The organism is Paenarthrobacter sp. RAF54_2 (assembly GCF_052113945.1).
GTDB lineage: Bacteria > Actinomycetota > Actinomycetes > Actinomycetales > Micrococcaceae > Arthrobacter.
Genome location: NZ_JBFRDV010000038.1, coordinates 1 through 23669, shown reverse-complemented (window position 1 = coordinate 23669; position 23669 = coordinate 1). Strand labels below are relative to the sequence as shown.

General features: G+C 62.1%; 24 protein-coding genes and 3 pseudogenes. 8 read left to right on the top strand and 19 right to left on the bottom strand.

Translation table 11 applies throughout. The annotated features are described in order from the left end of the window. Positions 1 to 46 precede the first annotated feature (46 nt). From AB4Y87_RS24650 to AB4Y87_RS24620, 7 genes and pseudogenes are all read right to left on the bottom strand, one after another. Positions 47 to 326, bottom strand: a pseudogene (locus tag AB4Y87_RS24650) (ATP-binding protein); the annotation flags it as partial. 227 nt (positions 327 to 553) lie between these two features. Beyond that, the gene (locus AB4Y87_RS24645) at positions 554 to 1426 is read right to left on the bottom strand and encodes a tyrosine-type recombinase/integrase (RefSeq protein ID WP_442006855.1); all 873 of its coding nucleotides are present in this window, start codon (positions 1424 to 1426) and stop codon (positions 554 to 556) included. Then, a complete protein-coding gene (locus tag AB4Y87_RS24640) occupies positions 1423 to 2700 on the bottom strand; it encodes a tyrosine-type recombinase/integrase (protein ID WP_442006854.1) in 1278 nt (425 codons plus the stop codon). The genes AB4Y87_RS24645 and AB4Y87_RS24640 overlap by 4 nt, the downstream gene beginning before the upstream one ends. Next, positions 2619 to 3296 carry a tyrosine-type recombinase/integrase gene (locus tag AB4Y87_RS24635; protein ID WP_442006853.1) on the bottom strand — a complete coding sequence of 226 codons (678 nt, stop codon included), beginning with the start codon at positions 3294 to 3296 and terminating at the stop codon, positions 2619 to 2621. Before AB4Y87_RS24635 ends, AB4Y87_RS24640 begins: the two co-directional genes overlap by 82 nt. A 441-nt stretch (positions 3297 to 3737) precedes the next feature. Next, positions 3738 to 4231, bottom strand: a pseudogene (locus AB4Y87_RS24630) (ATP-binding protein); the annotation flags it as partial. Between the two features lie 123 nt (positions 4232 to 4354). Continuing rightward, the gene (locus AB4Y87_RS24625) at positions 4355 to 5026 is read right to left on the bottom strand and encodes an extracellular solute-binding protein (RefSeq protein WP_442006852.1); all 672 of its coding nucleotides are present in this window, start codon (positions 5024 to 5026) and stop codon (positions 4355 to 4357) included. A 438-nt stretch (positions 5027 to 5464) separates the two neighbouring features. After that, positions 5465 to 6115, bottom strand: coding sequence for a TetR family transcriptional regulator (locus AB4Y87_RS24620; protein ID WP_442006851.1), 651 nt, complete (start codon positions 6113 to 6115; stop codon positions 5465 to 5467). A 190-nt stretch (positions 6116 to 6305) separates the two neighbouring features. On the opposite strand from AB4Y87_RS24620, the gene AB4Y87_RS24615 reads away from it, so the two are divergent. The 3 genes and pseudogenes from AB4Y87_RS24615 to AB4Y87_RS24605 all read left to right on the top strand — a co-directional run bounded on the left by AB4Y87_RS24615 (position 6306) and on the right by AB4Y87_RS24605 (position 8875). Continuing rightward, complete coding sequence (locus tag AB4Y87_RS24615; protein ID WP_442006850.1) at positions 6306 to 7628, top strand: NtaA/DmoA family FMN-dependent monooxygenase; 1323 nt, start codon at positions 6306 to 6308, stop codon at positions 7626 to 7628. A gap of 47 nt (positions 7629 to 7675) precedes the next feature. Next, positions 7676 to 8032 (top strand): annotated as a pseudogene (locus AB4Y87_RS24610) (flavin reductase); the annotation flags it as partial. A 558-nt stretch (positions 8033 to 8590) separates the two neighbouring features. Next, positions 8591 to 8875 (top strand): hypothetical protein, encoded by a 285-nt coding sequence (locus AB4Y87_RS24605; protein ID WP_442006849.1) that lies wholly within the window; start codon positions 8591 to 8593, stop codon positions 8873 to 8875. Here the strand turns inward: AB4Y87_RS24605 and AB4Y87_RS24600 are convergent. The 5 genes from AB4Y87_RS24600 to AB4Y87_RS24580 form a co-directional block, all read right to left on the bottom strand. Then, entirely contained in the window at positions 8811 to 8984 is a 174-nt protein-coding gene (locus AB4Y87_RS24600; protein ID WP_442006860.1) for a helix-turn-helix domain-containing protein, read from the bottom strand. The genes AB4Y87_RS24605 and AB4Y87_RS24600 overlap by 65 nt on opposite strands. A gap of 184 nt (positions 8985 to 9168) precedes the next feature. Next, on the bottom strand, positions 9169 to 10398 hold the full coding sequence (locus tag AB4Y87_RS24595; RefSeq protein ID WP_442006848.1) for an NAD(P)/FAD-dependent oxidoreductase: 1230 nt from the start codon (positions 10396 to 10398) through the stop codon (positions 9169 to 9171). A 261-nt stretch (positions 10399 to 10659) separates the two neighbouring features. Then, complete coding sequence (locus AB4Y87_RS24590; protein WP_286138863.1) at positions 10660 to 10977, bottom strand: 2Fe-2S iron-sulfur cluster-binding protein; 318 nt, start codon at positions 10975 to 10977, stop codon at positions 10660 to 10662. 9 nt (positions 10978 to 10986) lie between these two features. After that, positions 10987 to 12255 carry a cytochrome P450 gene (locus AB4Y87_RS24585; protein ID WP_442006847.1) on the bottom strand — a complete coding sequence of 423 codons (1269 nt, stop codon included), beginning with the start codon at positions 12253 to 12255 and terminating at the stop codon, positions 10987 to 10989. Positions 12256 to 12780: 525 nt separating this feature from the next. Further along, positions 12781 to 13716, bottom strand: coding sequence for a hypothetical protein (locus AB4Y87_RS24580; protein ID WP_442006846.1), 936 nt, complete (start codon positions 13714 to 13716; stop codon positions 12781 to 12783). 192 nt (positions 13717 to 13908) lie between these two features. On the opposite strand from AB4Y87_RS24580, the gene AB4Y87_RS24575 reads away from it, so the two are divergent. Together AB4Y87_RS24575 and AB4Y87_RS24570 are read left to right on the top strand one after the other, a co-directional pair. Next, on the top strand, positions 13909 to 14526 hold the full coding sequence (locus tag AB4Y87_RS24575; protein ID WP_442006845.1) for a TetR/AcrR family transcriptional regulator: 618 nt from the start codon (positions 13909 to 13911) through the stop codon (positions 14524 to 14526). Between the two features lie 157 nt (positions 14527 to 14683). After that, the gene (locus tag AB4Y87_RS24570; RefSeq protein WP_442006844.1) at positions 14684 to 15328 is read left to right on the top strand and encodes a trehalase-like domain-containing protein; all 645 of its coding nucleotides are present in this window, start codon (positions 14684 to 14686) and stop codon (positions 15326 to 15328) included. Here the strand turns inward: AB4Y87_RS24570 and AB4Y87_RS24565 are convergent. Then, positions 15320 to 16174, bottom strand: coding sequence for an SDR family NAD(P)-dependent oxidoreductase (locus AB4Y87_RS24565; protein ID WP_442006843.1), 855 nt, complete (start codon positions 16172 to 16174; stop codon positions 15320 to 15322). The two genes, AB4Y87_RS24570 and AB4Y87_RS24565, sit on opposite strands and share 9 nt — an antisense overlap. A 129-nt stretch (positions 16175 to 16303) precedes the next feature. After that, positions 16304 to 16831 carry a nuclear transport factor 2 family protein gene (locus AB4Y87_RS24560; RefSeq protein ID WP_442006842.1) on the bottom strand — a complete coding sequence of 176 codons (528 nt, stop codon included), beginning with the start codon at positions 16829 to 16831 and terminating at the stop codon, positions 16304 to 16306. Positions 16832 to 17188: 357 nt separating this feature from the next. On the opposite strand from AB4Y87_RS24560, the gene AB4Y87_RS24555 reads away from it, so the two are divergent. The 3 genes from AB4Y87_RS24555 (at position 17189) to AB4Y87_RS24545 (ending at position 19100) form a co-directional block, all read left to right on the top strand. After that, on the top strand, positions 17189 to 17974 hold the full coding sequence (locus AB4Y87_RS24555; RefSeq protein ID WP_442006841.1) for an enoyl-CoA hydratase/isomerase family protein: 786 nt from the start codon (positions 17189 to 17191) through the stop codon (positions 17972 to 17974). Positions 17975 to 18018: 44 nt separating this feature from the next. Beyond that, the gene (locus AB4Y87_RS24550; protein WP_442006840.1) at positions 18019 to 18165 is read left to right on the top strand and encodes a DUF1059 domain-containing protein; all 147 of its coding nucleotides are present in this window, start codon (positions 18019 to 18021) and stop codon (positions 18163 to 18165) included. Between the two features lie 83 nt (positions 18166 to 18248). Continuing rightward, positions 18249 to 19100 carry a TIGR03620 family F420-dependent LLM class oxidoreductase gene (locus AB4Y87_RS24545; RefSeq protein ID WP_442006839.1) on the top strand — a complete coding sequence of 284 codons (852 nt, stop codon included), beginning with the start codon at positions 18249 to 18251 and terminating at the stop codon, positions 19098 to 19100. Between the two features lie 352 nt (positions 19101 to 19452). Here AB4Y87_RS24545 and AB4Y87_RS24540 read toward each other — a convergent pair whose 3' ends face one another. The 5 genes from AB4Y87_RS24540 to AB4Y87_RS24520 all read right to left on the bottom strand — a co-directional run. Next, complete coding sequence (locus AB4Y87_RS24540; protein ID WP_442006838.1) at positions 19453 to 20241, bottom strand: SDR family NAD(P)-dependent oxidoreductase; 789 nt, start codon at positions 20239 to 20241, stop codon at positions 19453 to 19455. 71 nt (positions 20242 to 20312) lie between these two features. After that, positions 20313 to 20600, bottom strand: coding sequence for a YciI family protein (locus AB4Y87_RS24535; RefSeq protein ID WP_442006837.1), 288 nt, complete (start codon positions 20598 to 20600; stop codon positions 20313 to 20315). Positions 20601 to 20627: 27 nt separating this feature from the next. Continuing rightward, on the bottom strand, positions 20628 to 21617 hold the full coding sequence (locus tag AB4Y87_RS24530; RefSeq protein WP_442006836.1) for a zinc-dependent alcohol dehydrogenase family protein: 990 nt from the start codon (positions 21615 to 21617) through the stop codon (positions 20628 to 20630). Positions 21618 to 21758: 141 nt separating this feature from the next. After that, positions 21759 to 22868: an acyl-CoA dehydrogenase family protein gene (locus AB4Y87_RS24525; protein WP_442006835.1), complete on the bottom strand. Its 1110-nt coding sequence runs from the start codon at positions 22866 to 22868 to the stop codon at positions 21759 to 21761. A gap of 152 nt (positions 22869 to 23020) precedes the next feature. Further along, positions 23021 to 23669 (bottom strand): isocitrate lyase/phosphoenolpyruvate mutase family protein (locus AB4Y87_RS24520; protein ID WP_442006834.1); only part of this gene is annotated, 649 nt, incomplete at its 5' end.

Sequence of the window (23669 nt, the reverse complement as noted above, 5' to 3'; positions counted from 1 at the left end):
AAGTGAGCCGTTTCGCGGGCTGAAAAGTGAGCCACTTTGACGTTGGTTATTCTGCCGTATTTTCGGGGCTTGTCGAGGGCAGCGAGTCGACTTGGGTGTGTTTGATGCGGTAGCTGGAGCCTTTGAGGGGGATAACTTCGGCGTGATGGACGATGCGGTCGATCATGGCCGACGCGACGACCTGATCGCATAAGACGTCGCTCCAGCGGACGAAGGGCAGGTTAGAGGTCAGGATCAGTGAGGCGTGCTCTTAGCGGGATGAGACCAGTTGGAAGAACGGGTTCGCGGCGTCCCGCTCGAAAGGGGATGTAGCCGTCTTCATCGATCTATGCGGATGTCCGCATAGATTGTTCTATGCCGAGCCCGCAACTATGCCGGGGGTGCCGCCGACTGGGGGTGGTGTGCGGGGTTTCCTGCGACTTGCGGCTCGGCATAGTTACAGGCTCTCGAGGAACGCGAGGATCTTGTCTGTTGGGTGGTATCGGCCAGGGGTCGCCGATGCGGGTGTGGTCATGGCTAGGGCTTTCTCCTTGATGGTGATGTCTGCATGGACTTACGCGTCCGTGGACCGGACTCCGGCGTGGCCGAGCCAGAGGGCGATCACGGACGTGTCTACACCTGCTTGGAGCAAGGTCATGGCGCAGCTGTGACGGAACACGTGGGGGTGGATTTTCTTGCCCGATAGTGTAGGGCATGTTCGGGCAGCGGTCGCTGCGTGTGTGCTGACGCGCAGCGCGACGGCGTCGCGGGAGAGCCGCCGCCCGGTCCGGGCCGGGAAAACTGGCTCGTGTGGTTGTCCGGCTCGTTGTGCAAGCCAGGAACGCATTAGTCCCTCAACGGCAGGGGTGAGTGGAACTGCGCGTTGTTTGCGTCCTTTGCCTTCGCAGCGGACGTTCGCGCCGGTGCCCAGGGTGACATCGGCGCAGTTCAGACCGGTGAGCTCGGAAACCCGTAGTCTGGCCTGGATGGCGAGGAGCATCAAGGCCCGGTCGCGCCGGCCCTCCCACCCGGATTGGTCCGGGGCCGCGACGATGGCGTCGATCTCGGGCGGGGTCAGGAACGTCACGATGCGCTTGTCGAACCGCTTCGGCGGGATGGCCAGAACGCGCTGGATCAGCAGCGCATGCTCGGGATGACGCAACGCGGCGTAGGAGAACAGTGAGCGGATCGCTGTCAGGCGGACATTGCGGGTCCGGATGCTGTTGCCCCGTGTGGTCTTCAAATGCGTGAGAAATCCGGAGACCATGGTCGCGTCCAGGTCGTCCCAATCCAGCTGGGAAGGCATCTTGCCGGTCCGTGCGTGGATAAACTCCAGGAGCAGCTTCAGGGCGTCCCGGTAGGCGGCGATGGTCCGCGGGCTGGCTTGGCGTTTTTGCGCGAGCCGGTCCGTGAAGAACATCTGCAGGGTCGGTGCGATCAGCGTCATGAGCGCACCGCCGACCAGCCGGCGTTCTGGCGTTCCGCTGCCAGAGACAGTAATTCTGGTGCCGCTGAGAGATACCAGTAGGTGGATGCCGGTTCACGGTGGCCCAGGTAGGTCGATAGCCACGGAAGCATCGCCTGCACTTCCTCGCCGCTGCGATACCAGCCGAGCAGGGTGCGGACCGCGAAAGAGTGCCGCAGATCGTGAAGCCTCGGAGCCGAGGGTGCCCCGGCCCCGACCCCGGCGTCATTGACCAGCTGCCGGAACGTCTGGCAGACGGCCGCGTAGCAGAGGCGCTTGCGGGTCTGGGATTCGAAGAAGCTTGGCTCTTCCGGTCGTGGTTCGAGTTCGTCGCGGAGCTTCGCATATGCGCTCAGTGCCTGCATGGCAGTGCTGTGCAGTGGAACCAGTCGGGATTTACCGAACTTCGACTCACGGATCGGCAGCACGTTTTCCGACCAATCGATGTCACTGCGGTCAAGCTTGATTGCCTCACCGATCCGTAGACCACCGGCAGCAAGCAGGCCAATCAGAGTCTCGTAAGTGGCCGCCCGCAGCAATGGGCGGATCGAGATGCGGGCCTGGCTCATCATTGCTTCGATGTCGGCTGTGGAGTAGATGAACGCTCGGCGCCACCTTGGCCGGTGCGGCATCAGACCCAACGGCGGGATCTCCGTGCCGGGGTAAATACGGGCCAGGTAGCGCGCGAACCCGCGGGCTGCCGTCATTCGCCGCGGCCCCACCGTCGTCGGCTGGCCTCTGGGCGATTGCTGTGCCCAGTTCAGTGCCGCATCTATGGTCACCGTGGATGCTTCGTGGGCGTCCAGATAAGCTACGAAACCTGGCAGCAGCCACCGGGCTTCGGCCATCGCGTGCCCAAGCGATCGACGCAGTTCCAGATAGTCCGCGAGGTCCTGCTCCAGCGCACTCACCGCCCCGACCCCCGGCCACGGCTGGGCAACCTGGCGCAGCGCGACCAGATCCACCTTGGCATAAAGGGCGGTCGTGGCCAGATCCTGATGGCGAAGGACCTGGCTGATCGCCACGAGACCGGCGCCCCTGCGGAGCAGTTCACCGGCCAGGGCTCGTCGCAGCCCATGGGCTCCGATGTTGGGCAGACCCGCACGTTTACAGGCCCGCTGAACAACATCGCCGACCAAGTCGGCTCGGATTGGCCCGCGCGGCGCCCGGCAGGTCAGGAACACATAATCGTCATCCACAGGATTCCGGCCAGACGAGAGGTAGGCGACCAGCGCTTCTCCGATCTCGGCCGGCACGGCAACCGGTCTTGCCGGCGCGCCTTGCCCCGGATCAAGAGTTCGCCGGACCGCCAGTCCACGTCACGCAGTTCCATGCGTGCGACTTCGATGGACCGTAACCCCAGCCGCGACACCAGCATCACTATCGCGAAGTCCCTGACTCCCAGCAACGTGCTGCGGTCAAAGCTGTCGAGCAGAAGCTGCACATCCTCCGCAGACGTCCCCGCCGGCGGAAGAGCCGCGAAGCGCCATCCGCCCACCGCAGGAACCGAGGCACCCAGACTCAACCCGGTGAGGCCCTGCAGATAGAGGAAGCGCAGGACCGAACGCAGCTCGGTCACCCGGCCCTTCGCCGATCCGGCCGACACCCGGGCAAATTCACGCAGCAGGAACGCGTTGGTGTTCGCCCCGGTCAGAGCCTCCGAGGCGAACACGCCACCGGACGAGGACTCCTGAAGGAAACGGCGTGCGGTGTTTTCGTAACGCAGCACAGTGGTGAGCGCCAAGCCACGCTCCTGGACCATCCACGACCGGTAAGACGTCATGAGCTCGCCCAGCGGCGTGACCGAGGCTGCTCTCTCGGGGGCGGCGCCGATCTCGCGCAGATAGCTCAACAGCGGCATCATCGCGCGCGGACCCGGGATCCTCCTCCGTCCCGCGTCTCTTCGGGCGGACAGGAACGCCGCAATGCGTCCTCGTTCAGATCCACTCTCCTGAGCCCTTCGGCAGAAAGCCAGAGACCGATCTGACCCAAGTCCTTCAGCATGTTCCGAACCGTGCCCGGCGTGTAACCCCGCCGCGTCAACCACGCCCGGTAACCCTCGACGTCCGGCCCCAGCAAACCAGCATCCCTCTTCGGCCCTGATACTGCACTTCGCCTCCTTCATGGGAGCACAGTTGCTCCCATGAACAGGCTCCTCACCGGGAAACTATGCCGATACAGCGGAGTTAACGCATTCGAGGAAACCATGCGGCACGGGCCCGCGTTCGCAGACAGCACCGCTGGCCTCGGCATAGTTGCGGGCTCGGCATAGGTCCACGATGAGCAGTCCCTAGCGGCGTAGCCTGACTAGTTCCTGGGGCAGCCTGCCGTTCTGGTGGGCTGCTTGGAGCCGGGCGACCCACTCGATGGCGGTGGCGAACAGGACCCGGTGACCGAGCTGGGTGGCCCGCAGGCCCAGGCCGGTGGCGAGGTGTGTTTTGCCGGTGCCGGCGGTCCGAGCAGGACGATGTTGGATGCTTCGGTGAGGAAAGTCCCGGTGGCCAGGTGCGCGATGGTGTCGCGTTTGAGTCCGGGCTGGTGATCGAAGTCGAAGTCCTCGAGTGATTTCCGGGGCCAGGAACCCGGCGGCCCGGGCCCTGATGTCGGCTCCGGATGCTTCCCTGGCTGCGACTTCCCGGGACAGGACAGCGGCGAGGTACTCCTCATGGATCCAGCCTCCTTCACGGGCCTGGTCCGCGAGACGGGTTGCTGCTTCAGGGATCCGGGTGCTTCCATCGCCCGGGAGTAATACTCGATCTGGCCGACGGTTTCCTTGGCGGCCGGCATGAGGTGACCTGCCCGCCGTGCGGCCTCCTGCCTGTTCCGAAGCATCAGGCAGGAGGCCGCACGAGACATGTCACTTTTTCTCAGGAAATAGTTCATCCATCCGCTGGAGCAAATCAGCTATCGTCATCCCATCGCCGAGGAGCTTCTGTATTCTTCCTGCTCATTCACGGCCAACTCAGGATTTGGCCATGTCTGGTCAATGAGTGCGGCCGCCCGGCCGGCGTCGATCTTCTCGAAAAGTGGATCCAGCACCGCGGAATGCGTCCAGGCACTCGCGACTACTCGTGCCACGTTCTGAGCGTCGGCAGCCGCCGCCGCCTCTTCCGGCTTACTCAAGAACTCGATGAAGCGCATCGCCCCTACAGGATTCTTGGCCTTTGAGTTCACGGACAAGCCATTGCCAGCACTAGCTGGCACCCAGGTGTCTTTCGGGTTCTCCGTGGCGGGTAGCACGAACATTCCGATGTTCCCGGGATCTCCTGCGGCCGCCGCGACTGTGCCCAAGGTTGAGGAGGTCGAGATCACGGCGAAAGCACTGCCTTTGGCGACTTGATCCGCGGCCCGCTCGATGGGTGTGCCCAGGAAGCCTTGCTGAAAGCAGCCGCGGTCCCTCATCTCGAGCACCTTCCCCAGCGCCTCAGACCATTTGGATTCCGAGAACGTGGCGCGGCCGTCGGCCTGTACCTCCGAGAAACCCGGATCCTGTCCATAAACCAGCGTCGAAGTGAGCGCGAAGGCGGGAAGGTGCACTGCCCAGAGCGCCTGTGCCGGGTACGCGAATGCGACCTTGCCCACGGCCTTAGCTCAACGAGCTCCTCCCGGAACGGACGGGCAGTGACTGTCACCGTCGTTGCAGCTCATAACGCCTGGACCAGACCACTCTCTACCCGCCGGGCCGGCGATTAAAAGGACCCTAGCCAAAGAACCTAACAAAGTACTACTAGGAGGCTGCTGAATTAATCGGCTGAATTTGGGGCGCGATGGCTGGACTGGTGGGCCTGGTGGTTAGATCCCCACCAACAAAAATCACCTGGATGAGGCACCAGCTTCTGAGGCAGAATGAAGCCAAGGGGGCGGAACCTCCCCGTTTTCGCACCCAAGGGTGCTGACCAGAACAGGCCGCTAGACGGCCACTTGATGGCGTTCCGCCCGCCCCACAACCACTTAGTTCAGCAGTCTCTTAGCTGTCGCGAGGATTCCTGATTGGTCGTAGACCTTCGCGGCAGAACAGGCTCAGAGTAGTTCGCCGGTGAGGTGTCGGGCGTAAGTTCCGAGCCCGCGCCGCAACTCCAGATAGATGTCGCGCACGCTGGCATCGGCCCCCATCTCGGCCCTGCGAGCCCATTCGTCGAACGCGAGGCGAGTTGTCGTCGAGACCAATGCCACCAGCGCGCGGGCGGTGAGCACGTCGGCGCTTGCGCCAGCGGCGTCGACGGCGGCATCTGTCAACTCGTCGATGCGCTCGGCTTCATTGGCCAGCGTTCGCGCCAGAAGTGCGGGCTCGCTCTGCACCAGACGTCGTACCCGTAGCGTCCGGCGGTGCTCCTCGGGCCGTGCGTCGAACTCACCGAACAGTCGCATCCACGCGTCTTCGAGGGCCGCGACGACCGGTGCGCCGCTGCGGATCACCGCGACCGTCTCATCCATCACGGCGCCCAAGCCTACGTCGTTGACGCAGACGGCCTGTTCCTTCGTGGCGTAGTACCGAAAGAAGGTACGCTGAGAAATTCCGGCCGCATCCGCGATGTCATCGACCGTGGTCTCCGTAAAACCGTTGCGTTCAAACAACTGCAGCGCGGCATCCGACACTTCACGTAGCGTCTCCCGGCGGCGCCTCTCGCGAAGACCCAGCGGCGCCGCGGCGACTGGAGAAGGCTCATTCATGTCTAAAAGTGTACATCGCTGCCTAAGTGGCAGTGACTGTCATATACTGGTGTCTCGGCTCAGCAATCCGCCATCACCCTAAGTCCAACATCGGCAACGTCACCAGCAGGCTTCACCGGCCACAGACTCGCGGCCCTCGTCGCCGCGGACTCCACGCCCGACACCGATTGAGAGAAAGAAAGAAGTCCCTATGACTACGCGAAAGATGCTGCTCGGCATGCAGTTCGGTAACGGGTACGGAGCGCAGGTGTCAGCGTGGCGCGCCCCCAACGTCGACCCCTTCGACTACACAAACTTCGACGCCATGGTTCGCTTCGCCCAGGCCGCGGAGCGCGGCAAGTTACAGTTCCTCTTCGTCCCCGACACCCCGGCCCTCTCAACTGACTTGACGCATGAGGCGCCGCAGATGACGCTGGACCCGATGATCACCCTCGCGGCAGTCGCGCACGGCACCTCACGCATCGGGATGGTGTCCACCGGATCCACCACATTCATGGAGCCGTACAACCTCGCCCGCCAATTCAAGGCGCTCGACGTGCTCAGCCATGGCAGAGTGGGGTGGAACCCCGCCACGACGAGCGACCCGACCGCCGCCGCCAACTACGGCGCACAGGTGGCCGGCCGTCCCGAGCGATACCAGCGGGCGCACGAGACGATTCAGATCGTCCAGGCCCTATGGGGCAGCTGGCAAGAAGATGCCTGGATCGGCGACAAGAGTACGGGACGCTTCGCAGACCCGTCGAAGATCGGTCCGGTCAACCTCAGCGGCGAGTATGTCGCCTCACGTGGGCCGCTGCCGATCCCGCCGTCGAAGCAGGGCCAGCCCGTCATCTTCCAGGCCGGCGGAGGTGCCAATGGGCTCGGCATCGCGGGTCGTTACGCGAACGGGGTCATCGGTTCCACGTTCTCGATGGACGACGCTCGCGCCCAGCGGCAGGCGGCCCGCGATGCCGCCGAGCGGATGGGGCGGAACCCTGACGAGATCAAGTTCTTCGCCGGCCTCATGCCCGCAATTGCACCCACCGTGCGCGAGGCCGTCGATCGGCGGATGCAGCTCGATGCCGACACATTTCCGAGCCGCCTCCCCTACCTCGGCCAGATGCTCGGCATCGAGCTGCTGCCTGCCCAGATCGATCGCCCGATCGCGCCCGAGCAGCTCGCGGTCGCACATCCGACCCCGTTCGATCCGCGCGCGCCGCGCGCGCTCGAGGTCGCGAAGCAGGGCTGGACGATTCGCGAGATCCTCGCCCACGGCGTCATCGACTACCACCCGACGCCCATCGGGCCGGCATCCGTCACGGCGGACCACATGCAGGAGTGGTTCGAATCGGGCGCCGTCGACGGGTTCTGGGTATCCATCGATATCTACAAGGACGGCATCGACACCTTCGTCGACGAGGTCGTACCGATCCTCCAGGAGCGCGGACTCTTCCACCAGGACTACGAGGGCACTACCCTTCGTGACCACCTTGGCATTGAGCGCCAGTACGGACTGGACCCCCGGATCTCGTAACACAGCCCACACCAGAGCCATGCCAGCGCGCGCTCGCGGGCTTCCCGACCGGACTGTCGGTCGTGGCCGCGGAAGTCCGCGGACAGATCCTCGGAATGTGCGCGAACTCGCTCGTGTCGGTGTCGTTGGATCCGGCACTGCACTCGATCCCCTTCGCGCACATCAACCACCTGGCCGGTTCTGCGCACCTCGCCGCGCTGCGAATCAGTGTCCTCGGTGAGCAGAGTGAACGGGTGCTCAACGAGCTGTGTGACCCTGGCGGGTCCCGTTTCGTCGGCATCGAGATAGACGTCGACGACGGGTCGGCATTCGTGCCCGGGGCCCTGGCGAGGTTAGTGGTGGAGCCGCACACCGCTGCGGAAGCCGCCGAACGCACGCTCATGCTGCTTGAGGTGCTCACCTGACTTGGCTCACGGCTCGTGGCTTCGGGGTGGGCCAAGGCTCTGACCTGCGGTGATGTTGGCGGAATGCTGCTTTTTCACGCACTAAAGGGGTTTTGTTCGGACGAAGTTTTCGTCCCGGCGCCGGTTCTCCTACCAGAACGACGCCCACAACCAACGACCACAGAAAACACAGCAACACAAGGGTGAAGGGAAATTTTTCAGGCCGATTCGTGTCCCGGTATCCAAGTCTGACAGACCTGGGGACTTCATTAACATCTGCATTGGTGACCACACACATAAAGGGGCTTACCCGGGAGGACACCTAGGCTCCGTCCACGGCAGACGACGAAAGGACGGCTAGTCTAGGAGACTGCTGAAATAGTCACGGGTGGGGCGAGTCGGCTGGACTCACGGGCCTGGTGGTTAAGACTGGTCTTATGCAGGGACGCGAAGACACGCAACGCGTCGAAGGCACGTCTTCGGGAATCCGGCCTCCGCCATTAGGGAAGATCAACGTATAGGAGGGCTGGATACGATTGCAAGGTAACTCAATTTCTTTCTGAGAAAAAGATAACGACGATGTCGGGCAGATCGTCCGGGGCGGGTGTAACTTGCGCAAGAGGCAGCCGCGAGCGATCCTCGCCTGATGGCCCTCCTATCGGTTCGGCGTTCGTCGCGGCCTACCTGCTAGTGCACGGGATCGTGAAGCTTGCCATCGTCGTTGCCCTGCTGATCGGATCACGGCGCGTCTACCCATGGGCAATCGCGGCCTTGATCGCGTTCCCCTTGGATTGGCCTTTCAAGCATGAGTTCCTGCTCCACTACAGGCAGGAATTGCTGGAGCATCAGGATCTGAGGGACTGACCCAAGAAAATACTTCCACCTCCAATGCGCATCCCGCATCGCCCTCGGGCCGGTATCTGCGGATCCACTGCTGCACACACCGGCGGGACATCCCCATCGCGGCAGCGATATGTGCTTGCGGTCACCCTTGACGGGCCCGCTCGACAATCAACCGACTGCCATTAACAGTTAGGCCGGCATTACGGGACACGAGAACCTCCGTGATTGTGAAGACGTCAGATATCTCCACTGAGCCCGGAGGTTCTCCCCTTCCGCAACCCAACCACTGCCACCAACCTCCTGGCCGGGTACATCTAGACCGCTACCCCCTGCCGCACCACTTCCTTCAGGTCGACGGTTGGATCTGTCAGTGCCTCGATCATGCCTCGGACGTCCAGGCCGATCAACTGCTTGGCCTGTGTAAAGTCCTTGGGGGAGTTTACGGTGTCGACGGCGACGACCACGTTGCCTGCCAGGTACACGACCGCGAACCGGCCCGTCGCGGGGTCGCCCCGGACGACGGTGGCGTCGTAGCCCGCGAGGACGCCCGCGGTCTTCAGCCGAAGGTCGTACTGATTGGACCAGAACCACGGCACCTCGGCGCCGGGACGAGGTTCGCCGGTGAGCGTCGCGATGACGGCTTTGGCATGGGCGGCGGCGTTCGGGATCGACTCGAGGCGCAGCCCGTCCGTGCCCGTCAGAGCGCAGTCGCCGGCTGCCAGCACGTCGGGCAGAGTGGTGCGTCCGTGGACATCGACGAGCAGACCGTTGGGGGCGTCCGCCCCCGCCGCGGCGACGGGCTCCACATTGGGGACCACGCCGATTCCGACGACCACGACGTCCGCAGGTAGCGTCTCGCCGTTCGCCAGCCGCACTCCCGTGCAACGCTTGCCATCCCCCACGATTTCGGTCACGGTGGCGTTCAGCTCGATCCGTACGCCGGCGGCTCGATGCCGATCGGTAACGAATGTCGACAGTTCGGCACCGGCGACCCGGGCGAGCACGCGGTCCTGGGCCTCCAGCACGGTCACCGAGGCACCGAGCTTTGTGGCTGAGGCAGCGACCTCCAGGCCTATGTATCCGCCGCCGATCACCACCACCTGGCTGTCCGGACCGAGCTTGCCGCGCAACCACCGGGCGTCGTCCAGGGTGCGCAGCCCGAGCACTCCGCTCAGGTCCGCCCCAGGGACAGGCAACACGCGCGGGCGACAGCCCGCGGCCCACACTAAGCTCCCGTAAGTGAACTCGCGGCCGTCGGTGGTGCGGATGGCGTGAAGGGCCGGGTCGAGCCACTCGACGGTTGTCGACGAATGCAACTCGATCGGTGACTTGAGCCAGTAAGCGGCCGAGCGCAGCGGCAGGGTGTCCTCCGGAACCTCGCCGACGAGGTACGCCTTCGACAGCGGAGGGCGCTCGTAGGGAAGCCCGGGCTCGGACCCGAGGACGGCGATCGACCCAGTGATGCCTGCGGTGACGAGCCCGACCGCGACCTGGGTCCCCGCCGGGCCCGCCCCGACAACCAGGACATCGTGGTGTGCTGACATGGAAAACCTCCGAAAAGTGGGCGAATAATAGGTTAGGCAAACTCCTGTCGAGGGCCCCGTCGGCGCAGTCGCGACGGTGCAGGGGGCCGAGGTGGACAGGGCTCCGTCGCGCCTCTTCGGCACTGGCCGATAGCCCGTTCCGGTGGATCAAGGCTATGAGACTCTCGCAGCCCTCGTCTTCCCGGAGCCTCACCAACGACTCGCGAACAGTTGGAGGCAACCGGCGCGTCGTTGACGACTGTGTGGATGGGCTTTCAGAGATCAGTGCTCCGGCACTGCGACCTCAATTCCGTCCAAGTCAGGGGTGATCCGGATCTGGCAGCACAATCTGCTGTGTTCGGTGCGGTCGTCCAGCACCTCGAGCATGTCCTCCTCATCTCCCGAGGCCGGTTCCAGTTGATCGAACCATTCGGGGGTGACGTGGACGTGACAGGTCGCGCACGTCAACTCGCCTCCGCATTCACCGACGATGCCGGGGATGTCCTGGGACAGGGCGGCCCGCATGACGGTCTCCCCGTCGGCCGCGTCGACCTTGCGAACCTCACCGGTCGGAATACGGAACTGGATGATGCTGGTCATTTGGCCTCCTCAGGCTCTTGTGCGCGCCGGAACACGCACGGGTGTGTAGGCTACGGGCAGTTCGGTGAACCCTGTGACGCTGGTGTCGGCCAGCCAAGCCGGCCCTGTGACAGTGGTATGCATGTCGGGAAACGCCTTCAGCACGCGTGGAACGATCGTCGCGAGCTCCATGCGCGCCAGCGGACGGCCAAGACACACATGCGGCCCGTGACCAAACGCCAAGTGAGGGTTCGGGTCTCTTCGGATATCGAACTCCTGGGCGTTGTCGAACACTCGATCGTCCCTGTTAGCCGAAACCAAAAAACACCCAACCCAATCCCCGCGCTTGATCCGCTTGCCCCGGAACTCGAAGTCTCGGCTCGCGATGCGCAACTTGTTCTTGGTCGGTGTAACCCAACGAAGAATCTCCTCGACGGTACTACTCGTCAGACTAGGATTTTCGGCGAGCATTTTACGCTGCTCAGGCTGCCTCATGAGCTCCCACAGGCCAACCGCTACGGCGTTACGCGTGGTCTCCAGCCCACCCCCAATGAGTGCGACAAACCAGCTCTTCATCTCATGAATGCTGAGCTTTTCACCATCAATCTCTAGCTCACCGATTATGGTTGCGAAATCGTCCTTCGGATTCTCTCGGCGATCCAGAGCAAGTTTCGTGCAGTAATCCAGTAGCTTTTGCTGACCGAGGTCGTAAGTTTTTACAGGGTCATTGTCGATCATCCAACGCGGGTGACCAGATGACATAAACTGCCATGACGCCTCCGTAATGTAATCCCAGTCCTCCTTCGGCACCCCCACCATTTCAAGGGTGACCCTCGTCGGGAGCGCCGCGGCAATGTCCTCGACGAGATCACACTCCCCCTTCGCTGCAATCGAGTCGATAATGTCGTCGACCATCTGCTCAATCCCTTGCCGCATCTTTTCGATCTGCGGCACAGTGAAATGCTTGTTGATCGGCCGACGGTAAAGGTCATGCATGGGAAAATCCAATTCGGTGATCCGCACGTCGACCCCCCGTTTGTGTCGCTCTTCAGGGGTAACCCGCTTCGGGGTGAGCGGTATCCGGCTGTTCCAGCGGGAGCTGAAGTCGTGTGCATTTTTCAGGACCTCGCTCACATCTTCGTGCCGCGTGATCGCCCAGTAATCCTTGCCGTAGCGTTCGTCCCGAACCCAGCGGACCGGGTCCTCGTCCCGCATCTGCGTGAACGCGGCATGGTAGTCGGTTCCAACATAGAAATTCGGGTCTAGTAGACCATTATCGATCGTTTTCCAGTCGATCATCCGGTCGCTCCTTCTCTAGTTTTGTGTTCGCGGGTCGATCAGCCGCCATCCACCGCCGTTATGCGCATCGGCGCACCACCTCTCAGGGAAGTTCGCGGACGGCGAGTGCCGCATCGGTCGTGTTTGTGAAGCGCATTCAACGCGGCCCGAAATCAATCAGGACCAACCGCGGATCGGTGGATCAAGGCTAAGTCAACGACGCGCATTCCGGGTTCCGCCAGGCATGCAGGTGAAAAAGGATGCTTGCTCAACCCAGCAAACGGGATGACCAGCCACTCGCCCCATAGAACTCCACATAAGAGTCCGAAGGACAATCTGCATAGGCCTGTTGTCGTGTCATGCTGACGAATTCCTTTCAGCCCCGGTTGTAACCTTGATCACACGACCAAGTCTAGTACCAACTCGGCCATGTGATCAAGAACCCTTATCAAAAACTCTTCGCCGGTTCATGCCCCTGGGTCACCGGCTTGTCAGGAATTAGCTCATCACCCCAGCGCCGTCAGCACTGCACGGTTGATCAAGCGATTAAGAGTTTGTCATCGAGCCGCCGTCTAGTCCGAAGATGAGATGACCTGCCTCTGGTCGGTGCGTGGGTGGGCATCCGGAGGCGAGACAGGGCTTCCGGTGGTCTTGAAAATGGGAGTCAGGCTGCAGGGGTCGGGGAGACGGTGTAGCCGAGGCCTTCGGGTCGCAGACGTGGCCCCTTTTTTTGGTGTCCAGGTCGGTGTGGCGGGTGAAGTGGTCGGCGCCGATGGCACGTTTCTTGCCCTGCCGCCGGGCGATCCTTCGGTAACGTTCACCCAGGAAGGTATCCGTTCTGCCGGCACCGACGGCGGCTTCGCCCAACATAAGGGCGATATAGCGGTTCGCGTCCGGTCGAGCCGTTGCCTTTGGTCTTTCCCGCGGCGGAACTGATACCCGGGGAAAACTTCGCCCAGGAACACAGGTGCCCCGCGGTCGGGAACCTGGACATGTCGACCTCGATTTCGGCCAGGACAGTAGCGGCGGCGGTGAGACCGATGCCCGGGATCTCATCGAGGCGTTCCACCCCCCCAACGCGAAAGGGGCCAGTTGCGCCTCGATCTGCTCCTCAAGCGCGGTGATGTCCGCGTCGATCCCATCGATCCGCGCCAGCATCCTGGCTAGAAGGAAGCCGGGGTGCTCGTCAAAGCGGCCGGTGAAGGCCTCCTCAAGTTCGGTGATCTTGTTCCGCATGCTCGACCGCGCCAGCTGCGCGAGGACTTTCGGGTTCCGTTCAGCGTCGATGAGCGCTGCCATCATCGCCCGGCCGGAGACGCCGAAAATGTCCGAGGCGACCACGGAAAGTTTGCTCCCTGCGTCCTCCAGAAGTTTCATAACCCGGTTCTTCTCCGCCGTCCGTGTCCCGATCAGATCGATCGGGTACCGGGCCAGATCCCGGAGCCGTCGGATCGGGGCGGGCCGAAGCTGGGCTTGCAGCATCTGGCGCTCCGTTGTTTCTCCTGAAGAAGGGAACAGCTAGGGAGACGGCGCCGCCGGGCTGTCCAATCTTTGTCCTGTTGCCAGTTGAGGGAGATCTCCATATGAAATTGGCCAAGCGTCCAAGTAAGCTGGGAAGAAATTAGAGCATTTCCAGAATCCCGCAATGCGGAGAAGCGTGAGCGAGGAGGCAGCATGCCGCAGGATCATCAGCCTGTCAGTTTCCGCCGTAGGCAGTTTGTGGAGGCCGCCATTACTGTGATCAGTCGGGAAGGTGTGGCCAGGGCGACAACTCGCCGCATCGCCGAAGTGGCCGAGCTACCAACTGCCAGCCTTCACTATTGTTTCGCGACGAAGGAAGATCTCTTCCATGCAGTCTATGAAGCCATCACAGCTGCCCGTTTTGCTGGAGTCGGTGAACGAATACAGCAAGAAGTGGGGCTTCACCAGGGCGTCGCAGATATATTGCGTTCATTCATGAAGTGGTTTCAGAGCAGTCGCGACATGCAGCTCGCCAGTTACGAGCTCACAATGTGGTCTTTGCGAAGTTCAGACTCCCAACATTTGGCTAGGCGGGTTTACCGCCGGTACCTGGATAATTGCGCCCAGCTACTTCGTGAAGTTAGAACCGAGGAGGAACTGGATGTCGATATTGAGAATCTTTCGGGGCTCCTGGTTGGAGTGACTAATGGTCTGGTGCTGCAGTGGCTGTCGTTCGACAACTCGGAGGAAGGCATATCCACCGACAAGTGCGTGAAGATGGTTCAAAACGCGCTCTCTACCCTGAAATATGAAGCCGGAATGGCTGGCTAAGGCAGTGGTTCTTTCTAGCCTCGCCCTCTTCAAGCTTGGGGGCGCTGGGCGGCCATTTCCCCTTGCCTCTACCATCCATGCCCTTTGGGCTTAGGCTGGACAATTTCTATTCCTCGAGGCCTAACCCGATCTGGTTGAGTTGTGATTGAGTGAAGCCATGGCTGCTCCCATAGAGCATTATGCGCTGCTTGCGGACCTCCAAACCGGGCCGCTCGTCTCACGAAACGGCAGCGTGGACTGGCTCTATTTCCCGCGTTTTGACTCTCCGTGGTTATTTTGTGCACTCGTGGGAACCGGCGATCACGGTCGGTGGCTGTTGGCTCCCAGCCATGGAGGCGCAGCCGTCGTTGATCGGCGCTACCTAGATTCGACGTTTGTGCTTCAAACAACCTGGGAAACCATCACCGGCCGTGTCTTGATTAGAGACTTCATGCCGGTGGGCTTGGACCGCTCCTCACTCCTGCGCCGAATCATGGGGCTGTATGGAACCGTCGAGATGCACCAAGAACTCATTATCCGGCCCAGCTATGGCCTGGTTATGCCATGGGTTAGTCGTGGCCACGACCATGCAGATCCCGGGGCAACGGTCCTGGTGGCCATGGCGGGTCCGGATGCAATCGCATTGAGGGGACCGCACATTCCACCGGCTTATGCTCATCAGGGGGTCGTGCTCCCGGTCGACGGCGGAGTGTCCATGTCGTCATCGCCACCAACGGCAAACACCACATCCTCGATAATCTTGGCGAGCAGAGGGCCATCGAGGACGTGGTGTTTGAGCAGTGAAGTCCCGACTCTATTCTGAGGGCGGGCTTGAAAGCGCGACCGCGGCATTTTGCTCCGCCAAGAGTGCTTCGCGGTGTTCAACCCACGCCCGGGCGGGCCTGCCCGGATGATCGACGGTCATTCCGCCGTCAGCTGTGAACTCCGATCCGGTGGAATAGCTGGACTCGTCGGAGGCGAGGAAAAGGACCAAGTAGGCGATCTCTTCCGGCCGGCCCCAACGCCGCAAAGGCAAGGCCCACTCTGTGGGGTTGGTATCCAGCACGCCAGCGCCGTACCAGGATCCGGAGGTCGCCGACATCGGAGTCTTGATGCCACCGGGAAGTACAAGATTGACGCGAATGCCGAAAGGCCCGAACTCGATCGAGCTGCTCTTAGTGAGACCGGCCAGGGCGTGCTTAGAGGTGGTGTACCCGGTGCCTCCGGCTTCTCCACGGCCACTGTTCGTCGACCCGATATTGATGATCGATCCGCCACCTGCATGCCGCATCGGATCAAACACCGCCTTGGTGCCAAGCCAGGGGCCCACAACGTTGACCGATAGAATGTTGAGCAGATCTTCCTTCACCATCTGATCGATCGTTCGGTGCTGCGTTATCCCGGCGTTGTTCACGAGAACCGTAGGAGGTCCGAATCGCTCGATGGTTGTAGCGACCGCAGCATTCCAGTCGTCCTCGCTGGTGACGTCCAGGTGGACGTAGAGGGCGTTTTCGCCGAGGTCTGACGCCAGCGCCTGGCCAGGATCGTCGAGCACGTCCGCGATGACGACCTTCGCTCCCTCAGCGACGAAGAGTCGTGCTTCAGCCTCGCCCTGTCCTCGTGCTCCACCCGTGATGATGGCGACCTTGCCATCCAGCCTGTTACCCACTTCACTACCCTTTCAGCCAGTTTTTCCCGTGTGTTTCGCATCGACAAGAGGCGAGGCGATTTTGCATGTTTGCGCACCACATGTGAGTGGTCGACGCGATGTTCGCGCCAGAGAGCCTTCGGCTGGCGCCTAACTGCACTCCACGCGCAGGCGGGCAAGTCGAAGTGTTTTGATGTACCAGCGTCCGTCGTCATGTCGAACGTAGCTCTCGTGATATGTGCCGAAGTTGTGCATGTAGGCCACCGGCTCGCCCGTGGGGAGCCAGTGGTGGCTCTCGTAACGGAAAACTGCGGTGGCAGTGGTATCGGACGTGACCTCGATGTCAGGGTTGAAAATGTGGACCATGCCGTGGTCCTCCCGGGTCGATGAGACCGTGGCACGCATGGCGGCTCGGCCCACAACCGGCCATACAGCGCCCTGGCTCGCAACCGCCTCAAGATACTCGAACGCAGCCTTAGAGGCTGGTTCATTTGAACCTGGTTTGCGGGCAGTCGGGAAGTCGCTCTCATCCATCTGCGCATCAGGAGCGAAGAGCGACTCGAACTCATCCCAGCGGCGGTGATCGATGCTGTTTGCATACTTGCTCTTGATCCGCGTGATGGCCTCGATCGCCTGCAGTTGCTCGACATCGCTCAACGTGAGTTGGCTGGATGGCATCAGTGGTCCCCTCTCGATGCGCTCATCGCGGTAACGTTCTGCTGTCGTTCGCGTCGATGCCGTGAGTAACGCCGATGAGCCCCGACCCTAGAATCGTATTCAATGGATGCTAACAGCATCCCGGCACGGTTGTCACGCGACCATGCACAACCCGGCATTCTACAATTCCAGGCGCGACCCCCGTCAGTCTGCTTACGACAGTATGGTGGAACACCCGAGGAAGGGCCGCTGATTGGAATCGGACTCATGACATGTTAGATTCGTATTCAGCATGGTTTCCGCGTCACGCTATTTCGAAAGATTATTTCCGCGTCACAGTCTTCTGTGCCATATACAGCAACGAAGGAGTCGCTCACCGTGACGGAGTTCGTCGATTACCAACACAGTTATCGGCACATAAAACTGACCAGGGGTGAGGATGGAATCCTCCTGGTGCAGCTACATTCGGACAACGACTTCCTTCGCATGGGAGAAACGACTCACCGGGATCTCACCGCCGCGTTCCGGCAGATCGCTCTGGACCGCGCGAATCGGGTGGTGATCATCACCGGCACCGGTACCGACTTCATCGGCCCGCGAGCCGACGCTCCCGGAGGCAGAACCCTGACCCGCCAGAGCAGCCTCGCCGACGAGTACGCAGTGTGGGAAGAACTTGCCTGGACCAATCAGCGCGAGATGAACAATGCGCTGCTTGACATCCCCGTGCCCGTGATCGCGGCGGTCAACGGTCCCGTCCGTCGCCACTGCGAAATGCCGTTGTATTCGGACATCGTGGTCGCATCTGAGACCGCCTCCTTCGAGGATTCCGCCCACTTCGATCTTCAGGATTTGGTGCCGGGCGATGGCAGCCACATCTGGATGACCATGCTGCTGGGCATAAACCGCGCCCGCGCGTACATGCTCACCGGAGAGGTCATCACCGCTGAGGAGGCGCTTCGCTGGGGGCTCGTCAAGGAGGTCCTGCCACCGGAGCGCGTCCTTGGGCGTGCCTGGGAGATCGCACGCAGGATCGCCGAAAAATCGGATTCGACGCTCCGCTTCACGCGCTCCCTCATGGTTCAGCCGATCAAGAAGCAGACACTCGAGTTACAAGGGATGGGCCTCGCCTACGAGGCGCTCGCCGCGTTCGGTCGAGGTCTCTGACCACGCACCCTGACCTTAATGACGGATCAGAAGGAGTATCCACTGTGAAGAAGAGCTTGGAGTGCCCGTGCGGTCAGACCATTCACGGGACGGATGAAGATGACCTTGTAGCCAAGGCGAAAGAGCACCTTCGCGTCGAGCACCCTGGCCGGGAGTATTCGCGCGAAGAGATCCTCTTTATGGCTTTCTGAACGAGCCCTCGGCAGGCCGCCCGCCACGCTCAGGCACTGCTGCGCGGGACGGATTCACGCGCAGTGCTGAGCAAAGGAGACTCATGAAAAATCAACTTCAGCGCTACGGGGTGTGGAAGGTAGCAAACACCTGGACACCGGCACTGGCAAAGGAGCTGGAGACGTTGGGCTTCGGGGCTCTGTGGATCGGCGGCTCGAAGGACAGCGAACTGCACCTCGTAGAGCAACTGTTGCAGGCGACAGAGAACATAGTCATTGCGACGGGAATCATCAACGTGTGGTCCACGGATGCAGACACCGTTGGCCCAGCGTTCCATCGAATCGAGCAGCGCTTTCCTGGCAGGTTCGTTCTGGGCATCGGTGCCGGCCATCGCGAGTCCAACCAGAGTGTCTATGACAAGCCGTACACGGCAGTGAAGCACTACCTCGACCGTCTCGACGCCGGCGAAGTGCCGTCCGATCGACGCGTCCTTGCCGCACTGGGACCCGACATGGTGCGCCTATCCGGACGTCGGTCACTGGGAGCACATCCCTACCTCACCATTCCGGAGCATACGAAGAAGGCGCGGGATCTCCTGGGACCACTCCCCCTCCTCGCTCCCGAGCAGAAGGTCGTCCTGGGCTCCGACCCCGGCATCACCCGCGCGGTCGGCCGCGCATTCGTTGATGACCCCTACCTCCAGCGGGTCAACTACCGCAACAACCTCCTATCGCTCGGCTACAGCGAGGACGAGATGATCAATGGCGGAAGCGACCGGCTGATCGACGACCTTGTCTTACAGGGCACCGCCGCCCGGGTAGCCGAACGGCTGGAGGGCGGCCACCACGCCGCCGGGGCCGACCACGTTGCCATCCAGCTCCTTGCCGATGGAGCGCCCACCGTCGAGTCGTATCGAGAGCTGGCACACGCTCTTGGCCTTCGCCGTGCGCAGTGACGAGTGCCCTAGGAGACTGCTGGACTAAGTGCTTTGTAGGGCTGGTCCGTGGCGTTCATTGTCCGGGCCAGCCCTTACGTTTTGTGGGTTGGGTTCTGGGATGACGTATTTGGGGTGGTTCCGTGGTTTTGATCCCTATGGCAGGGTAGTGGGTGGTGCCTTGGCTGGGTGTGAGAGGCCGGGTCCTGGTTTTCGGGTTCAAGCGATGGCCCAGGATCCCTCGTTAGTGGTCAGTCCCGAGGGCGAGCAGTCATCGCAGGTTAAGCCACGCGATCCGCAGTTGCTCGTGTAGCCGCAGAGATCGCCAAGCGCGACGACCCGGTGTAGACCCTGCCACCGGTGAGGCCCGAGGCTACGACAGACCTGTTCCTGGAGTGATCCCGGTCCGTCCCCCGTCGACGGTGAAAACTGAGCCGCTCACGAACGAGGCCTCAGGTGACGCGAGAAACTCCACGACGGCTGCCGTTTCATCAAGGCGCCCCAGCCTTCCGAGCGGCGTGTACTTCGCCAAAGCCTCTTCGAAATTCGGGATCGTGGCGCCCGCCGGGTACTCCAGAAAATCTCTCGTCTCCATGGATGCGCATCGAGCCACGTAGTTCACCCGGACGCCACGCTTACCGAAGTCGTGAGCCATCACGTGGGTGAGAGCGACTAACCCACCCTTGGCCGAGGAGAACGCAGGCACCGTGGGGTTCCCCTGGAGGCCGTCGATGGTTCCCACGTTGATGATCGAGCCTGCCCCCGACGCAGAAAGCAGGTCGGCGAACACCTGCGCGAGGACGACGGCCCCGGTGAGATTGACACGCACCACCCTTTCCAGCAGCGCAATGTCGATGCGAGAAACCGGTCCCGGCGTGTCCACGACCCACTGGCAATTGATTAGCGTGTCTACATGGTCTATTCCGCCCGGAAGCCGATTTGGCAGGTCACGCAGGCCCTCGAGGTCGTCGAGTTGCATCGTAACTCCGACGGCATTCGCACCCCGCATTGTCGCCACGTCCGTTACCTCCCGAACGCGTACCTCATCCTCGTCGATGATGAGGACGGTCGCACCGGACCTGGCAGCACGCAGCGTACACGCCCGACCAAGTTCGATAGCGCCCCCGGCAATGACAGTGACCCGCTCGCTCGTATTCTCCACGATTTTTCCTCTCCTCGGCCCACCTGTTGTCGTCTCCGGCTTTCCTTGGCTCGTGGCCCGAGAGCGCGTGCTCAGAGCGGCGCCAGAGTTCCGGTGGCAGCTGACCACTCGTGCGCGGTGACCCTGGTGATGTATCCGGCAACGTTGTACGGGTCAGCGGCAAGCAGACTCTGCGCTTCCGCGGCGTCGGAGACGTTCAACAGAAAGAGGATGTCCACGGAGGCGTCGGCGACCTTGCCCACCGCGAGCAGTTCGCCTGAATCCTCCAGGCCCCTGATGAATTCCAGGTGCTCCTTCTGGATCCTCTTACGCTCCTCCACAGCCTTCTTGTCGTACGTATAGGTAGCGACGACGGTCACGGTTCCTCCTGTAATTGGCTGAGGGTGTCAGTCGAAGTCGACTAGAATCTTGCCGACGGACGTCTTCTCGCGTAGCACCTTGTAAGCCGTGGCGATCTCGTGGTGCGATACTCGCATCCCTATGTGCGGCCGAATCTCGTGCTCCCTGCCGAATCGGAGCGATTCGGCAAGGTCGGTGACCGAGCCCACCATACGTCCACGCAAAGTGAGAGCTCGACGGATCACCAGCGAAGCCTCTGCAGCCGGCAACCCGAGCGTGCCGATCACATCGATACGGCCGCCAAGGCGGGTGGCCATCATCGATCGCGTCAAGGTGTCCCCCGCAGCGATCGACACGACGAGATCGACACCAGCACCGTCGGTGACGTCCCTTACATGCTCGGGCCAGCGGTCATCTGCGCGGTCGAAGGTTTCGGCGGCGCCAGCATCACGCAGCAGCTGATGCTTCTCTGCACTCGAAGTCAATGCCAGTACCCGTCCCCCGCGAGCCAGAGCCATTCCGAGAGCGAACAGGCTCACTCCTCCAGTGCCCTGCACCAACACGGTGTCACCCGGGCGTACGGCCCACGTAGCACAAAAAGCCGTCACGCCCGCGGTGGGGTAGGACACTGCGGTATCGTCATTCATTCCCTGAGGAACCTCTACGACGCCCTGCGACTCGAGCACGACGTACTCTGCGAGTACCCCGTCGCGGGGGCCGCCGAGAGCGCCGGCGAGGTGCTCCGGCAGCATAGGTCCGCTGATCCACGTCTGGTGGAACGAGCCGACGACGCGGGCTCCCACCTGAACCTCGGTCACGCCTGCACCGACAGCAACGACCTCCCCCAGTCCGTCCGACACCGGAATGCGGCCGGGCACGACCTCACCGCTCTGCAATCTCTTGACGACACCGAGGTCGCTATTGTTGAGCGCAGCGAGCCGGACTCGTACGACCACCTGTCCGGGACCAGGCTCCGGGACCGGGGTGCTCTCCGGGACGGGGACGTCGGCGCCGGGCTGAAGCCGGTAGGTGATCACCGCGGTGCTCCGACGCCCACCGGCACGCCCTCGGCTCGGAGACGCTGCGGGCCTTGTCGATGCCGGAGGTGGACCGGCTCGTGATTCTTCGTGAGATTCATGCTACTTTCCCCTTGAACGACCGTACCGTACGACGGCGGCTCAGACCCCGTCATGGCCTCGCCACTCCTCGAGCAACGGGGGCGCAAGGTGCACGGCCTGTTGCGGGCCCACGAGGAGATGATTCATCGCGACGCGAGCATTGGCGTTGAGGCGGGCGAAGATGCCATCCTTCGGAATCACGTCGGAACCGGCCCACAACGATGCCGTGGACAAGATGTCTTCCAGCACCCGAGTTAGATAGAGCGCTGCCTGATCGACGCGGATCGAATGCATCTCAATGAGGCGGCTTTCTATAGTTGCACTCCACACCTCGCGGTATGCGTCGAAAACGAATGCACGGGCGGCTTGATAAAGTGACTCGATCCGAACGAAATCGGCCTGGAACAGCGGATACTCGTCCAGGGCCGGAATAGTACCGCGGCGCCGACCCTGAGTCGACTTCGCGATCTCCTCGAGAATTCGCTTCCCCAGACCAAGCCCGACGCCACAGTGGTGCAGTCCTGAGATCTGCCAGAAGCCCTGGTTGAACACCGGGTCATCGGGAAAGTTGTGGACAGTCTCGAGGGCCATCCACTTTTCCTCAAGAACGTGCGGCATAACCCGGTAGGATCCTGAACCCGATCCCGCGAGGCCGGACGCGTTCCAATCGTGCTGCCACTCGACATTTTTCCTGTCGACCCAGATGAAGACGACGATTGGTTCGCCCTTGTCGTCAAGCCGCGGAATATCGTTGTCATCGACCAGAGCAACGCGAGCCACCACTCGGTCTGCGTACTGCGAGCCTGAGCCGAAAGGTCTCGGTCCGGTCTGGACCAGATAGCCCCCCTCGACCCGCTTCGCCTTACCGTAGGGCCCAGTGGGTGAACCCGAGCCACAAGCGATGCCATCACCGTTCGGTCCAATGAGCTCGCGGAATGCTTCTTCGGGCAGCAGGATCCCCGGGAAAATCGTGCCTGTCTGGTGGTTGGCATACACCCAGCCGGCGGAAGCGTCCTGACGGGCAATCTCTTCCGCGATCTCAAGATAGGTCAGATCGTCAATACCCGCTCCGCCGAGATGCTCCGGCAGCAGAACACCATAGAGACCAGCGTCCTTCCACGCCTGGACGACCCTCGGCGTGATGATCGTGTCTCGGGCTGCCTGCGACACCTCAGACTCCACCAGTGGAGCCAAGGAGCGCGCGATGGCAACCCACGCTTTCGCCGAGGTGGGCCTGCGGTCCTTGGCGCTGATAGGCGGGGCAGTTGCTGATGGCAAGGTTGTGACCTCCCTAGGTTGAGGTATTGATGAAGTGAACGGGCTCACAGCGGGATATCCGAGGCACGATAACGGAGCGCGAGCTCGCCCCAGTCGCGGTAGCGGATCGTCTCTTGGACGGTCTTGGCCGTGTCCGAATAGTCCGCGTCGACCATGCCCGTCTGCTTGAGTTCAGTCAGGGTCTTTATTGCTGCCTCGTATATTGCGTAGGAGACAGGGACCGGGTCAAGAAGAATCTTCACACCGCTCTTTTCAGCGAGTTCGCGCTCTTCACGCGTGGCACTGCCGAAGCGGATGGGCACCATCATCACCGGCACTCCGGAAGATGCCTCTACAGCTTCGGCAGCATCCTCCCACGCGATATGTGTTGGCTTGATCACATCGGCCCCAGCCTCAGCGAATAGCCGCATGCGCAACAGTGCCTCGTCCTTCGATATCAGGGCACTATCAGTCCTCGCCACGATGACCGTGTTTGGATCCCGGCGCGCCTCGACCGCGGCGCGAACTCGTTGAACGGCCGCATCGCGTGTCAGGTGGTGATTGTCTTTGAACTCCATGACGTTCCCCAGCTCTTTGGGCGGCGTGTGCTTGGGGTAGGCGAAGTTCGTGTCCTCGATCATGACGCCGGCGATACCGGCAGCCTCCGCCATCTGCACCGCCTGGCGTACCTGGAGTGGGTTGCCTCCCCCGTCG